This is a genomic window from Vibrio sp. 2096, assembly GCF_033339595.1.
Taxonomy (GTDB): Bacteria; Pseudomonadota; Gammaproteobacteria; order Enterobacterales; family Vibrionaceae; genus Vibrio; species Vibrio alginolyticus.
Genome location: NZ_JAWOUX010000003.1, coordinates 155,359 through 171,872 on the forward strand (window position 1 = coordinate 155,359; position 16,514 = coordinate 171,872).

Sequence of the window (16,514 nt, forward strand, 5' to 3'; positions counted from 1 at the left end):
GTTGAAAAGCGTTCCAAGTTCGCAGTTGCCCCTGACTCTGCTGGTGATAACAAGACGATAAATTGATACCGAGCAAAACGATAATTTTATATCTGCTTTAATCCAATACTGATTGAATAATATCAAATGCTGTTTCTATTTTTTGGATAGGGATAATGCCAAACCCAAATAAGAGGGCATTAGAATGATTGTTGATAGAAAAATGCGATGATGGATAAACCGCTACATTTGATGAAGCCAGTTTATTCATCATTTGTGTCGCGCATCCCGATACTTCAGCTGCTATATGCAATCCACCTTGGCTTGGAATACGTTGTAAGCAATCTACGTTGTCAATTAATTGAGTGAGTTTATGGTACCTTTCGCTATAGATTTTATTCATATTGAGTAAATGGTGAGAGAAATGACCGTCACGCATGAATTCGTCAAGTAGGATTTGAGACACTACAGATGTACTTCTTCCCAAGTGCCACAACATATTTGAAATTGGCTCCATTAAAGACTTTGGTGGAATCATATAGCCAATGCGTATGCCGGGAAATAGTATTTTAGAGAAACTGCCTACCATAATGACGCAGTCATTTTTATCTTGTGACTTGAGAGCTTGCTTACTGGTATTGAGGTAGTGATATTCCGCATCATAATCATCTTCGATAATGATTGCGTTATTAACTTCTGTCCATCTCAGCAGTTCTAACTTCCTTTCAACTGAGTAGCTAAAGCCTAAAGGGAACTGATGACTAGGCGTTGTATAAATAATTTTGGTATTAGAAGGGATTGATTCAACGACAACACCTTGGTCGTCCATCGGCACGGAGCCTATTTGCGCGCCAAGTAATCGAGCTTGATTTCGAAAAACAGGATATCCTGGATCTTCCGTCGACACGAGATCCCCGGGAGAGAGTAATGTAAGGAGAGTCGTCATTATTGCCTGCTGGCACCCTTGCGTAATGATGATGTCTTCAGGGTCACAGATTACGCCTCTCGAGTGTCTCACATACTCGCAGATAGACTCTCGTAAACAAGCTAACCCTTGCAAATCACCACCATGTGCAAACTCTGGAGTTAATGCATTGAGCCTACTCAGTCTTGAGTGTCGCCAAATATGCTTTGCTATTCTCTGATGATCAGGAACGCCTAAAGTGAAGTCATAGTCTAGATTCTTTGGTGCGATGATCTCTGGCTTCTTCGCTGCGTTAGTGCCAAACACCCCTAGTTGGTAGTGTTTTATTGGTCTCTTATCTTGATCCATCGTTTGTTCTAGAGCATTACTTACGTACGTGCCAGACCCTGCCTTTTTTACTATCCACCCCTCGAACTGAAGTCGCTCATACACCGAAATGACAGTGTTTCTTGCTATGCCTAACTTTTTCGACAGCATGCGGGTTGACGGTAATCTCTCATTTGATCGTAATCTGCCTTCTAATATCCCTTGGTATATCTCGGAATAAAGCTGTTGGCTGGTGACTTTTCCAGTTTCGAAGTGTAGTGAAAATGGCATCGTTTTCTCTGTAGACGTTGAAAAGTGGTTCTAAAGCGTTGTGAGGATGTGGATCTGTATATCTACCTAGTATACCGTTATCGTGATATGGAGAAAGCGTAATGAGTACACTATTTCCCCATTTTGGAAACGGATGTTACTTACATTCGTATCTAACCGGCCTACCTATCAACGGTGATCAGGTTTAGACCTGTTTATATCGCACTAAAAATTTGAAGACACAGTGTTATTCATCGAGGGTTAACGATTGGAGTTCTTCAAGTCAGGATTACTTTTATATAAAAAGTTAAAAGCCTTGGAATAAACTAGAAATTAATTATAAGTTAAAATTAAAAAATTGAGGGTTCAATGAAGTTAAACAATGCCTTGCTGGCCATTTTATCGCTCACTTCTTTCGTCACGTTTGCGAAAACGGAGTTAACGGTTAGCAGTCAATTAAAGAGCGTAGTTGATGATTGCGCTAAAGGATTAATAAACGAATACGACATTCCGGGGTTGGCTGTTGCAGTAACGATTGATGGCAAGCGTTATTTTTACAATTACGGTTTTGCTGACGAAAGTAAGGGGAGTTTAGTCACCAACGACACAATTTTTGAACTCGGCTCTATCAGTAAAACTTTTGCTGCTACTTTGACTGGGTACGCCCAAGAAAAAGGTAAGCTAAACATGGATGACAAGGTCAAAGATTATATTCCAGAATTAGAGAATAGTGCTCTGGGTAATACCAAGCTAGTTAATGTCGCCACCTACACTGCAGGTGGTCTACCATTGCAATTCCCTAGCGAAGTAACGAACGACGCTGAAATGATGCAGTACTACAAAACGTGGAAACCGGAGTACGAAGCCGGTACTAAGAGGAAGTACTCAAACCCTAGTATTGGTCTATTTGGCTACATCGGTGCCTTGAGTATGAAGTCAGACTATACGGAAATGATGGAAACCGTCATCCTGCCTGAGCTCGGTATGACCAATACCTTTGTCGATGTACCAAAGGATAAGCTTAATAACTATGCTTTTGGTTATAGTTCTGAGGGAAACCCCGTTAGAGTTAATCCAGGTATTCTTGATGCGCAAGCCTATGGTATTAAATCAACGAGCTCAGATATGCTTCAATATATCGAAGCAAATATGGGGCAAGCGCAACTGAATAATGATATGGAGAATGCGCTAGAGCAAACTCACATTAAGTATTTTAATACCGATACATTTACGCAAGCAGTAGGGTGGGAAGGTTATGATTATCCCGTCTCACTTTCACAATTATTGAAAGGTAACTCCAGCGACGTAATTCTCAACGCTAAACCGGTTCAAGCAAGTGAATCCGGTACTCTCGGTCGAGACATTTGGTATAACAAAACGGGCTCAACAGGTGGCTTTGGGGCATATGTCGCGTATGTACCCTCTGAAAAAATAGGCATAGTGATTCTGGCGAATAAAAACTACCCTAATGCAGAAAGAGTAGAGGCTGCTTACCATATTATTAGCTCAGTGGTGAAGTAAATTTTAGTGGTAATAGGCACTACGTAATTATTAGAGCTTATTTAGATACATACTATCTACAGTGTTTTATTAGATAGTATTTATAGGAGTATTCATGAAAACTAAGCATTGGTCTAAGGTGACTTTGCTACATGAAGTTGTTACGAACCCAAATATAACGATTAAAGGTAAACATAGTTATTACAGTGATTGTTGGGACGCCGGTTTTGAAGAGTCTGTTGTAAGATATCTACAAGGCGATGAGTTCAGCCGAGATTGGGAACCAAAATGGAAGATTGATAAGTTACATATAGGTGACTTTGTCTGTATTGCAGCGGAAGTTGTCATTGTTATGGGGGGAAACAGTACACATAGAGCTGATTGGTTCTCCTTGTACCCATTTATGGACTTTATTGAAGAAGCGTACGTCGGGAAAGGAGATACTCATATTGGCGATGGCGCCTGGCTCGGTATGCGATCCATGATAATGCCGGGTGTGACTATCGGAGAAGGAGCAATCGTTGCGGCAAACAGTGTGGTGACGAAAGATGTTGAGCCTTACAGCATGGTTGCGGGGTCACCAGCTAAGCATGTCAAATATCGCTTTTCTCGAGAGACGATAGACGAACTGCTTGCTCTTAGGATATATGATTGGCCTGATAAGAAAATCGACAGCCTGAAGAGATTTTTATGTTCAGACGATTTAGAAGGGCTGAGAAAGGCAAGCGCTGAATATGATAGAAACCACTCATAATCGTGACAGTGTCACTGTTTAGAAAGTAAGAAAGAGGTATTGTTGGGCCTCTTTGTATTAGATATCTAGCCAATACAATGAGTAATCATTTTATTCTTTTATTGATCTTTTACGTGAACATGATAGGGCGCGTACCATTTGCGTTCAAGAACAAGAGGACAACGTGTTTGGTTAAGGGGAAACCGATGGAATATCGGGAAATTATAATCATTAAGAGCCGCATGTAGCGGCTCTTTTTGATCCTGAAATTGGTTAGTGGCGACAGACTACGAAGCGCTCAGAAGGTTACGAGGACTCGCTTCAGATAAATGAAGAAAGAGCGAATCGAAGTGGCTGTTGTTACCTATTTGACTGCTCATACCGTTGCCATTCCGCTGTTAACTCTGCTTTTTCTTTTCTCGCTGCAATCAGCATTTCTATATTTACGTCAGTGTTTGGGTGCCTTTGAATGTATCGCTCGTAATCAACCGGAACACCATTGATGTGCAGTTCAAGATGTAAATGCGGCCCTGTTGTTCTTCCTGTGTTACCCGTTTTCCCTATCACTTGTCCTCGGCTGATCTTCTCACCAACATGGACGTTGCGCTGAGATAAGTGTAGGTAGCGTGATACAGAGCCATTTGTGTGGCGGATATTAATGTAGTTGCCTGCAAAACGGTTGTAGCGGGACTTTAAAACGATGCCATCAGCAATACTACGAATCGGTGTACCTACAGGTGTGGCATAATCAGTGCCTAAGTGCGGAGTCGTTATATTGGTCACTGGATGTGTTCGCTTTAAGTCATAGTCAGAGCTCACTCTGTAGTTTTTATCAAAGGGTGAAGAAAACATGAACTGATTATTTATCGACACACCATGCTCATCAAATACGTTACCGTGACCATCATTGATAATAAATAAATCAGTTTTACTGCCTAAATAGTAAAAAGAACTAATGTAAGTTTCATTTTTACTATTTAATTTAGTTCTTAAGATAAAGTTATCACCTCTTTTAATAGAGTCAATAATATTAAACTTGCTTTTGATAAGTGCTAATAGCAAGTTGATCTCTTTTTGACTCACTCCTGATTTTAATAATGAAGCGACAAAAGAGTATTCAACAACACCGGTAGTGATTTTTTGCCTACGAGTCTTCTTTTTAATTGATGGCTGCACATTCTCACTTTCGAATTCTAAAGGCTTGATGGTAGGTAGCCTATCCACAGGAGTGAGGAAGTAGTGAGAAAGCGATACGCTAATCAATATGATTAACGCAGTAGTGATAAGGGCTACGGTAGGAGCTTGCACACTTCTTTTTATTATTAAAATAGTCATTAGTTTTGTTGGTTTATCAATACTGACAGTTGTGCGTAGAGTATAATATTTTAAATAAAAACTAGCATTAAAGCATGAGTAATTCCTCTGTTTTAACTAAGTTAATAATTATAGGATGTAAAAATAATTTTAATAATTCAGTCAAAGTGACGGTTGGCTTGGTGTTTATGCCTATTTTGTTGGTGTTAATGTCACGTTGAGAAAATATTTTTCAATAATATAATCTCGGGAAAATATATTTTGCCAAATTACTATGTTCGCTAAAAATACGCTGAAATTAACATTAGGTCTTACGCTTACATCTCTTTTATTGAGTGCATGTGGTGGTGGTGATGGAGGAGACAACACACCTCCAGCTAGAAGCAAAGGAAGCATTTCCGGTATGGTGTTTGACGCCCCAGTCAATGGCGCCAAGATTGAGGTTTTCGAGTTCAAAAATGGAAACTTAGGTCGGAAGTTGGCTAACACGACGTCTGATGCCTTCGGAAACTATCTGCTAGAGTTTGAATCGTCGTCAATGCCTCTTTTTGTTGTTGCAAAAGAGGGGAGTTATACCGATCCGTTTACAAATGAAACGGTATCTGTGAGCAATGCGAAGACACTTAAATTTGAAGGTGTTGTGAACTTTAAAGAGGGGAGTGAGCAAAAGCTAATGCTTACTCCGCTGTCGAACTTGGCAGCAGGCTTGGCAAAGTACAAAATTTCTCAGGGGACCACAGATGAAAGTGCCTTTTCAACCGCTTTGGGTAGTATCAATAGCATGTATGGTTTTGACGTAAATGAGACCAAACCTATTGATATTACCAAAGGTGGGCAAAGCAGTTTTGCTAGTGCTGGGCATCAATACGGTGCTTTATTAACAGCATACTCGTCTTACTCTTACGATCTTATAAAAAAATACGGCAACAGCGATAACGTCTACACTTCGATGCACTTCGCTGACATCCAATATCGGGATGTTATTGCAGATGGTGTTCTTGATGGTCTTGAAGTGAGCAAGACTTCAGGAGCAGTGACTCCCCTCAGCTTTGGACAGAAAAAGATAAACAGCGACGTTTACACACGTGACTTATCTCAGCACGTTTTGATCGTGGTAAACGACCCAAGTATCAATATTTCTGGTACTGATGCTGCCGACTATGTCGACTTTAGTAAGAAGCTTAATGACTTAGGTACATATGGCAGTACAGATGGCATCATTCCACCGCGAGATGGGACGGAGATTGATACCACAGCGCCTATCGTGACACGCATTGACCGTGATGTACTTGCAGGCACCGATAAAGTTGACCTAAAAATTGTTGATGATATCGGTGTAGAAGACGTATCCGCCTTTATTCAGTATCAGATTAATGGCTCTTGGTCTGGTGAATTTCAATGTAACGACATACAAGATTTTGGAAGCACATTCTGTTCGGTTGAATTTGATGATTTTGAAGTTGGCCTTCGAGAGACCAACGTTAAAGTTAACATTAATACTAAAGAGATCGATAGTGTAGATATGAACCCTGCCACAGGGCTCTCAAACGTAACAGCAGCACGGTTAGTCTTATATACAGCGGATGTACTGGGTAATGAGTTAATTCCAGGCAGCCATTCGGGTCTTCATATCAACTTTGAATGGGATAACGATGCGCCTGTTATCGATATTACATCGGCGAGTGCAATTAATAACCAACTTAAAGAATACGTTCTGAAAGGGGTTGTAAAAGAAAGCTCGCAAGAGATTAGTTCTGTCAGTATTTCATTTAAAGATGGCTTACATGAGGGCGTCACATGTTCTCCTGTCACTGTAGAGTCTGGAAATGCTTGTGAGTTTAGTAAGGCTTACCCAACTGATGAATTCCTATCTACGACGGTCTTTGAGGTTCGAGCGAAGGATAGCAAAGGCAATACGGGCTCTGCGCAGCATGCAGTAAGTCGTGACGATCAAGCGCCAGCACAGACGATAACCTATCCTGAAGGTACGTCAATGACGTACGTAAATGTGGGTTTAGATGGTGAACGAACCACTTACGATGGTATCTACTCTCAAGATACGTACACCCCAGACAATGTTCAAGCAAGCCGCGATTTCCTGAAGATTGACTATGCGTACGCAAGTTTAGGGATTCAGAGCTCATTAAAAGGGATAGATTTTAGTAACTTCAACGCTAATTTATTGAAAGAGAATAAAATCCCTTATGTTCGTGTGAAAGTATCAGACGTAAATACCGATACGGTTTTAGGCTCCAACGCTAATAAGCTAAAGCTCGTCGTCAAGTACTACGTAAGCCAAAACAACGATAACAACTACTCACTTCAGCAAGTTATTGATACAACGGCATCCGATGACGATTACATCGCAAAAATTCCGCACGAAACGCTGTTAGATAGCAATGGACGAGTTGAGGATGTCATTTATTACATTCCATTTGTAAGAGATATTTTGGGTGACAGCTTTAAATCGGTATCAGAAAACAGTAGTCAAAAGTTAGTCATTCAAACCATCGATGAGTCTGATAACGAAAGCACTCCAAGAGAAGTATATTTTAGAAGTAGCTTTGACCTACCAACCATAAAAGTGGTGACACCATTTATTGGTGCGCGAGCTCAACTTGAAGGGTTGAGCCCAAGTGGTGAATTCACTTCACTTGCAAGTTGTACCACTATCCAGCAACTGGAAAGTGACCAGTCTATGGCTCTTGACGTAGCGAGCTGTGAAACCACAACTGACGTAGTGAATTATGATTTCATGCGTGTTCGTTTAATTGGTATCGAAGGTAGTGAGCCATACTATTACCAATGGAAAAGAGATCCAGGGACCAAGAAAGTAACGGTTGACTTAAACAAGGCCAATATTGGTGTGTATTTTAAGCTCAAAGGTTCTCAAACTTACTATATTACTGAACTATCGACATATCAGACTGGTTTGTTTGATTTCCAGTGGGATCAAGTGACAGCGGGAGAGAAAACTTCAGAACGTGCGATTCAAATTCTTGATGAGGTGCGCTACGCGTTATCAGGTACGAATAACAACTCATTCTTTGGGTTTGACCCAACGGTTGTGTCTTATGCAACCAATGAAATGCTTACGACTAAAGCGATTCCAGACAAGCCATCAAATGACTATCTACACCGATTCCTCGTTGAAGCAATTGATAGTATTGCCGAGAGAATGCCAAGAAATAACTCATTAGATTTTGCATCTGCTATTTACGATGATTTTAGCTACGATGGAAAAGCAAATGGTATAGGGGCCGGAGGAAGTCAAGTTACGCTCGATTCTTACACGTTTGGCGCTGAAACTTACCGAAAAGATCTGGCGCAATCCTATTATGAAATCATGGCGAGCAAATACGGTATTGAGACCAATATCGCGCAGCTCTATGCTGATGATATTTCGATGGCTAATCCTGACTTAAATGGTAAGAACATTTTTGATACAGAGGGTAGCAGTATCGATACCTTGCCTCCGCAGCCAAAATTAACCATTGAAAGCGGTAGAGAGACGATGGTTGGTAATAGGCTTTATATTGCTGGCGAGGTTGTTTCTAAAATTGTCCTAGACGATCCTTCTGGTATTGTAGGAACCGACGCTTACGGTCCGAAGTTTAGCACGATGTGGTATCAAGCCAATGAGCCAAATATTGAAATACCACTGGACATCAACATCGTAGAAAACTCAGGCAGCAGCAATGCTTATCGAAAAGAGTACTTCTTCACCCTTAACTCCCAGTCTAGTGAACTAAAAGATATTATAGAGTTTGCCGTGGAGACCAGTGCTATGGACCCACATGGCAATGCGTATGGTTACAATGGTAAATCTCCGTTTATAGAATCGGTGTTTATTGATAACGACTTCCCTAAGGCCAGTTACCTTCCACCGAATGATGTCGATGGTAAACCTGTAGAAAACGGTATTTATTTAAATGCGAACAATACTCATGAATTAACCTTCAAGGTTGAGGATATTGTTGGTGATAAGCTTGCCTCGAGGGGCCTTGTTTTCTACCAGCAAACCGGTGAAAAAGTAACATACACACCAGAAAACTTTGCAAGTAACTCGAAAGACGCGTTTAAAGTCAAACTATGTACGGGCGAGATTTGTTCAAATCAAGGCTCTACGATTTATCCTGGTGATGGAGATTGGTTAGTTGTTGCAGCAGCAGAGGACAACTTAGGTAACTCCGTTTCAGAGTTAACTAGCACCGCTCCGAGATTCAATATTCGTATCGACTCTGAAGCCCCTATTGTAAAAAGTGAGCAGGTTCAAAGCCGTTTAGGTGGTAATAACCAATGGGCACCTGTCATTGATTGGGGGACGTTAAGCTCTGGCAATAACGTAAAAATAGATTTGCGCCGCGGATCTGGTCAGGCTCTGACATTAGAAAGCTGTGACCCTCTAACAGAGGCGTGTGACGTACCATACCTAGTTGGTGAACAGCCTGACGTCAAAGTCCAACTGGTTTCAAAAGCATTTGATTACGATGAATGGAATGAATTTTACGTCACTGCGACGGACAACGCTTACCCTGCCAATGTTAGTACAACAGGGAAATTTACCTTCCAAGTCGATAACAAAGGCCCTGAAATCATCCTAAATACGCCTTGGGTTGAAGACACATTGTCTAAAGAGAACTATGTCATAGGGCGTGAGTTCAATGTGCGATTTAAATCCGTAATAGACGATTCAGACCTTGAGCAAGTCTCGCTGTATCAAAGTGGTAAAGATTCGCCAATTAAGACAATTGTGCCAACGGATTCATCTAAAGAGTTTGTCATGTCTCTTATCAAGAGTGACACAGATAAAATCGACATTTCTGAAGATGAAAAAACAACGTCATTGTATGTAAAAGCAACCGATATTTATGGTTTTGAGTCTAGTTCTAACACGCACAAGGTTATTCTTGATCGTGATGGACCAACATTAGGATTAAGTGGTTTCAATGCGAATGACTACTACTTAGGTAACTATGTCTTTGACCTAACGGCTCTAGACCTAAATGCAAACGGTGATGTTTCAATTAATGGCGTAAATAGAGAAAGCCTAGAGTATTGGACGTTTAGCGATCTGGAGCCATTACCTGGCTCTCTCGGTACAAAAATCAATGAGGATCTCAAAGTGAGCCTTGGTGATTTAGGTACGGGTACACACAAGATTCGTTTAAAAGGGTCTGATGTTCGTGGCAACACAACCTTAACCAGTGATGAGCAAGATTTTACCGTAAAAGTATACAACTCCATCCCGCAGGTGACGCTGGCGATGAGTTACACGGATGGAACGCCAATTACAAACAACACCATCTATCAAGATGGGAATATCGTACTTACGCTTGATATTGTTGATGATAGTGGCGTTGATCGAATTGACTCAACGTATAGATTTTCTGGTGAGCAAAACGGGACTAACTTTACGTTCTCAGAAACCGCAGATGGCACTTGGACCGCAACGTTGCTTTCTACACAAATTGCCAAAGATGGTAATTATGAACTTGATATCAAGGTTTATAACAAAGTTCGTTACCTTGATGAAAAAGACCGAAAGGTTGGAAAAGTAAACCAAACCTTTAGCGTACAGCGTGAAGGCGTGGTTCTAACAGTTGAAAGCCCGCTGGACTTCCAAAATTACTTATCTGATGGTGTTCTTGATGTCACCTTTACTACATTGAGTGCGGTCAAAGCCAAAACGTTAGAGTGTTGGGTTCGTGAAGAATACAACTCTCTGGATGCGCCACCAACTAATGAGCAACCAACTTCTGGTGTTATCAACGTATCGCAAGAACCTTACAGTTGTAGTGTCAATGTTGGGCAAAACATGACCAAAACACCTGTTACTTTGATCACTAAAACCTTGGGTACAAATGGGCGTGAAACGATCAACAAGTTCAATTTCTCGATGGTGGATATTGATGCACCGACAGTCGTAGATGGTAACTCATACAGTTTTAAAGGAAGTGATGTTTGGTTTGATGAAGCTTTGAAGAAGAAGATGCTCACATTTGAGCTCTCTTTTAATGATGCTTTATCAGGCGTGAATACCGAAAGTTCAGATGAATATCCAAAGTTGGTTCGTAATCTTGGCAACAAAGCTTATACACCAACGACTTGTGCCAAAGGTGTTGGAAATATCAAGTGTACGTATTCTGCATCCTATGCCGATATTATTGATGGCCTGAGTACAACTCAAGAATACAAAATCAAGAACTTATCTGATTTAGCAGGAAACTTGACGCCAGAGCACGATCTACTGCTTGAATTACCTAAAGGTTCGGTAGTCGTCGAAATTACTGATCCGGTCGGAAACACAACCATTAATGGTCAGCAGCTTGTCGCCAAGTTCAGAATTAAGCTGTATGAAAACTCTAGGCTAGACAATGTGATGGCCAGGTTTGGAACGGAATCCTACAACTATAAAGATAATCCGGAGAAGTTTGCACAATTAGAGGTGTGTGCAGATGATCCAACCTACAAGTGTTCAACATTTACAAGTGAACTTCCTAGCGATGCGGATGGAAAAACGATCAGGACGACGATTACAGCAACGGATGTTTGGTCGAGAGTCGGTGAAGCGACCGTTGATATTAAAGTTGACAATACATCTCCAAGTGTTGGCGATGAGATTATCGTAACTGAATCGCCAACAAATCCAGATAATGTTCGTTTTCGTTTCGACATAACAGACACTGGTAGCAGCCTGGCAAAAGTAAACTATTCAATTTTAAACCCAAGCTATCAAGAAGAAAGAGTAGAGGATGGGAACGGTTCATCTACGTACTTTGAACTACCGAAATCTCAGTTAGAGGGGCGTGGTTCAATCACAGTAGACATCAAAGCGACAGATAGCGTCGGACTGTATTCTGATATCAGAAAAGTCATTGATATTAGTGTTCCTAAAGTCACGGTTGATTTCGATGGAATTACGAGTTTGCAGGGGGGCAAACTGTTTTTTACCAAGGCGAGCCAGCCGTTTACGGTATCTACTGTGGAAGGAGAAAGAGTGAAAGCTTCACAATATTCTGTGGAGCTTATTCCAAGCCTCGGTGATTCCTTGCGTTACTCAGGTGATGTTATCTCATCTAGTGGTAATGGAATGATGAACTTTGCCGTCGATAACCAAGGGTCATACACCCTTAAGGTGACGGTGACGGACTCAGTTGGAAGAGAGAATACAAGCTTTGAATTACTGGGCAAAAGTTATGATGGAAAGGTTATCGAATCTATTGTTGATTATGACGCTCCAAGTATTTCGGGCTTAAGTGCTAATCAAATTTCTAAGGTACCGACAAACGATAAGTATCAGCTAGAAATTAGCGCATACATTACAGATAAAAATTTAAATCTCGTCACGTCAAAAGCGGTGAGTGGTGGCAGCACTGTGGCTCCTCAAGCGATTACTGAGCCGACAACCGAAGCGGGGCCTTATGTCATAAGCTATTTGTTACCTAAAGGCGATCATACGATCACGGTGGCAGCAACAGACAAGGTGGATAACAAGAGTGAAAGTTCTATTGACGCGCATGTGGAAGCGGCAACCGTTCCCGGGCTAAGTATATCTACTGCTTCAAGCGCCCCTCTTTTTGGAGGTGAAGAGATTACACTTACGTTTAACTTTACAGAAGAAGTTACTAACTTTGATATCTCAGATGTCCACCTTGTCGCTAGTGATAACGGCGCAACAGGAACGTTAAAGCAAGATACGTGGTCCACGTCAGACAACGTTACGTGGACGGTTAATTACATCAGTCCAGAAAAGCAAGATAAAAACATAACAATACAGGTAGAGGATGATAGCTATCAAAGTACCAACACAATTCCTGGAAAAGGAAGCAGCTTAAGTATCGCGGTTGAAGGAACCTTACCAAAACTAACCAATGTGACATTTAACCCCGAGCATCAGAGCGTGGGGCAAAGCGTGAGTGTCTCGCTTGAGTTTGATAAAGAGCTCCAAGAGGCGACCGCTACGCTTGGCGGCAATCGCATTAGTTCTCTATCAGCAACGGTAGATAAAAAGGTCTGGGTTGGTGATGTACAAGTTCCGAGCACCGCGCTGTTAAGTGTCGACTTGGTTGTTAGTCAATTTAAAGATTTGACTGGCAACATAGGTGAGGATAACACCGCTCACGAATTGCCAATCACGCCAACCTTAGCTATTAAGCCAGTGGGCAGTGTGGATGAAACGCATGCCGCCACGCTACAATTTGAAGGTACGTCGACACGCTTTGACGGTCAGTCCTTGCGTCTTGAAGTGAAAGCACAAGGCAGCGTGACGGTACTAAAAAGCGGCAGCGCGACAGTACAAGCCGGTGGCACTTGGATCAGTGACGCAATGGACATGAGTCACCAAACCAATGGTACTTATACTGTGATGGTGACGGGGACGAACTCTGCGGGCATTGAAGTGAGTGAAAGCCAGAGCTTTACACTCGCGCAGTCTCTGCCAACGCTGACTAACGCGACGTTTACGCCTGAGCACCAAGCCATCGGCCAAAGCGTGACGGTGACGCTGGAATTCGATAAAGATCTGCAATCCGCCGCAGCGGAGTTAGGTGGCACGACGATCACCTCATTAATGGCAACCGCGGACCCAAGTGTTTGGACTGGTGATGTAGTGGTACCAAGCACGTCAGAGCTGAATGTGGGGTTGCTTGTTCGTGACTACCAAGACTTATCAGGGAATACCGGTAGTCAGAACACGGCTTACTCCATGCCGATCACGCCAACCTTAGCTATTACGCCAGTGGGCAATGTGGATGAAACGCATGCCACCACGCTACAATTCGAAGGTACGTCGACACGTTTTGATGGCCAGTCCCTGCGTCTTGAAGTGAAAGCCCAAGGCAGCGCGACGGTACTAAAAAGCAGCAGCGCGACAGTACAAGCCGGTGGCACTTGGACCATTGACGCGATTGATATGAGTCATCAAACCAATGGCACTTATACCGTGATGGTGACGGGGACGAACTCAGCGGGTATTGAAGTGAGTGAAAGCCAGAGCTTTACACTGGCGCAATCTCTGCCAACACTGACTAACGTGACGTTTACGCCTGAGCACCAAGCCATCGGCCAAAGCGTGACGGTGACGCTGGAATTCGATAAAGATCTGCAATCCGCCGCAGCGGAGTTAGGTGGCACGACGATCACTTCATTAGTGGCAACCGCGGACCCAAGTGTTTGGACTGGTGATGTGGTGGTACCAAGCACGTCAGAGCTGAATGTAGCGTTGCTTGTTGGTGACTACCAAGACTTCTCAGGGAATACCGGTAGCCAGAACACGGCTTACTCCATGCCGATCACGCCGACCTTAGCCATCACGCCGGTGGGCAGTGTGGATGAAACGCTTGCCGCCACGCTACAATTCGAAGGCACGTCGACACGTTTTGACGGCCAGTCCCTGCGTCTTGAAGTGAAAGCCCAAGGCAGCGCGACGGTACTAAAAAGCAGCAGTGCAACGGTACAAGCTGGTGGCACTTGGGTCAGTGACGCAATGGATATGAGTCACCAAACCAATGGCACTTATACTGTGATGGTGACGGGGACGAACTCAGCGGGCATTGAAGTGAGTGAAAGCCAGAGCTTTACACTGGCGCAGTCTCTGCCAACGCTGACTAACGTGACGTTTACGCCTGAGCACCAAGCCATCGGCCAAAGCGTGACGGTAACGCTAGAATTCGATAAAGATCTGCAGTCCGCAGCGGCGGAGTTAGGTGGTACAACGATCACTTCATTAATGGCAACCGCGGACCCAAGTATTTGGACTGGTGATGTGGTGGTACCAAGCACGTCAGAGCTCAATGTGGCGTTGCTTGTTCGTGACTACCAAGATTTATCAGGGAATACCAGTAGTCAGAACACGGCTTATTCCATGCCGATCACGCCAACCTTAGCCATCACGCCAGTGGGTAATGTGGATGAAACGCATGCCGCCACGCTACAATTCGAAGGTACGTCAACACGTTTTGATGGTCAGTCCTTGCGTCTTGACGTGAAAGCCCAAGGCAGCGCGACGGTACTAAAAAGCGGCATTGCGACAGTACAAGCCGGTGGCACTTGGACCAGTGACGCGATTGATATGAGTCACCAAACCAATGGCACTTATACCGTGATGGTGACGGGGACGAACTCAGCGGGCATTGAAGTGAGTGAAAGCCAGAGCTTTACACTGGCGCAGTCTCTGCCAACGCTGACTAACGTGACGTTTACGCCTGAGCACCAAGCCATCGGCCAAAGCGTGACGGTGACGCTGGAATTCGATAAAGATCTGCAATCCGCCGCAGCGGAGTTAGGTGGCACGACGATCACCTCCTTAGTGGCAACCGCGGACCCAAGTGTTTGGACTGGTGATGTGGTGGTACCAAGCACGTCAGAGCTCAATGTGGCGTTGCTTGTTCGTGACTACCAAGACTTATCAGGGAATACCGGTAGTCAGAACACGGCTTACTCCATGCCAATTACACCGACAATACACCTAGACGTTATCAACGATGTTACTGGAGTGGAAAGCGTGACAGTAAGTGGTAGCAGTGAACGGTTTGAAGATGGTGAGTTCATAGATATTAAAGCAGTCGACGCTGATGGTACAGAAGCCACAGGCATGGCTACCGTGCTTTCAGACTCATGGACAACTGATTTAGATCTTTCAGGACTGAAGGAGGGGGTAGTGACGATTTATGTAAATGGTACCAACAAGCTTTCCGCCTCTGCCGAAGAGGCTCAAGCAACATTTAACTATGATCGTTTCGCAAGTACAGCCTCCTTAGGTTCTGTTTACAATCGATATTTTAGTGAGAACAAAACTTTAAAAAATGCGGCATAAATAAAGCGAGCGTTTAGCTCGCTTTATTTCTTTGGGATTTTTTGTGATATTTATCAAAATAATTGCCTTTATTGATAAGTTACTCGAATTAATGAATCGTCTTAATACAAGGCTGAATAACTATAATAACTAGGCCAATGTTGCTTTTAGGTGTGTATGAAGTGATTGTGATGGTCGCTCGGCAGGTGCTGTGGTGAATGTGTCGCGTTGAAAATCTTTTTAAATATTATATATTTACGCTCGTTTCTATACTCTGAGTATAGTGTTCTGCATGAGGTCGATGGGTAATACCTCGCCTCTTTAACTCGCGATGAAGCAAATTTAATCCTAGCAAGCTTCAGAGCAGTTACTTTTGTGAGTGCGTAATGCGCTCACCTTTTTATTTAAACTTCCTCAGTAACAGTCAATTTGTTGTTTGTTGCTGAGGAGGGCACCTCATAAACTTCTGAATTTCCTCGTGCTTACCTGAAGCGCACGTTACTACGATTTTTGTTAACTTCAGTCCATAAATTAAATTTTTTTAGATAGTAAGATTTTACCATTTTGACAGAGTGGGTGATGTTACCGGCTTTTGTTGTGGTCAAATCGCATGTTTTGATAGCAAAAGTCACCATTTTTTTGGTGTTTTTGATTTCGGGCGATTTTTCTATCTCGTTGAAAATAAATGGCTA

At 42.9% G+C, this 16,514-nt stretch carries 5 protein-coding genes; 3 read left to right on the plus strand and 2 right to left on the minus strand.

All coding sequences use genetic code 11. The features are described 5' to 3' along the window. Positions 1-97: 97 nt before the first annotated feature. Entirely contained in the window at positions 98-1,501 is a 1,404-nt protein-coding gene (locus R7Q41_RS07045) for a PLP-dependent aminotransferase family protein (protein ID WP_318108140.1), read from the minus strand. Positions 1,502-1,849: 348 nt separating this feature from the next. On the opposite strand from R7Q41_RS07045, the gene ampC reads away from it, so the two are divergent. After that, positions 1,850-3,001, plus strand: a complete 1,152-nt coding sequence (gene ampC, locus R7Q41_RS07050) for a class C beta-lactamase (RefSeq protein WP_318108139.1) — start codon at positions 1,850-1,852, stop codon at positions 2,999-3,001. Positions 3,002-3,095: 94 nt separating this feature from the next. Then, on the plus strand, positions 3,096-3,734 hold the full coding sequence (locus R7Q41_RS07055) for a CatB-related O-acetyltransferase (RefSeq protein ID WP_005373432.1): 639 nt from the start codon (positions 3,096-3,098) through the stop codon (positions 3,732-3,734). Positions 3,735-4,073: 339 nt separating this feature from the next. Here R7Q41_RS07055 and R7Q41_RS07060 read toward each other — a convergent pair whose 3' ends face one another. Then, complete coding sequence (locus R7Q41_RS07060) at positions 4,074-5,048, minus strand: peptidoglycan DD-metalloendopeptidase family protein (protein WP_021707562.1); 975 nt, start codon at positions 5,046-5,048, stop codon at positions 4,074-4,076. A 253-nt stretch (positions 5,049-5,301) separates the two neighbouring features. Here R7Q41_RS07060 and R7Q41_RS07065 point away from each other — a divergent pair, with 253 nt between their 5' ends. Then, on the plus strand, positions 5,302-15,843 hold the full coding sequence (locus tag R7Q41_RS07065) for a tandem large repeat (RefSeq protein ID WP_318144431.1): 10,542 nt from the start codon (positions 5,302-5,304) through the stop codon (positions 15,841-15,843). Positions 15,844-16,514 lie beyond the last annotated feature (671 nt).

Bases quoted from the DNA above. Each gene is read 5' to 3' on its own strand.
- R7Q41_RS07045 (WP_318108140.1), bottom strand. From the start codon at position 1,501: ATGCCATTTTCACTACACTTCGAAACTGGAAAAGTCACCAGCCAACAG.
- ampC (WP_318108139.1), top strand. From the start codon at position 1,850: ATGAAGTTAAACAATGCCTTGCTGGCCATTTTATCGCTCACTTCTTTC.
- R7Q41_RS07055 (WP_005373432.1), top strand. From the start codon at position 3,096: ATGAAAACTAAGCATTGGTCTAAGGTGACTTTGCTACATGAAGTTGTT.
- R7Q41_RS07060 (WP_021707562.1), bottom strand. From the start codon at position 5,048: ATGACTATTTTAATAATAAAAAGAAGTGTGCAAGCTCCTACCGTAGCC.
- R7Q41_RS07065 (WP_318144431.1), top strand. From the start codon at position 5,302: ATGTTCGCTAAAAATACGCTGAAATTAACATTAGGTCTTACGCTTACA.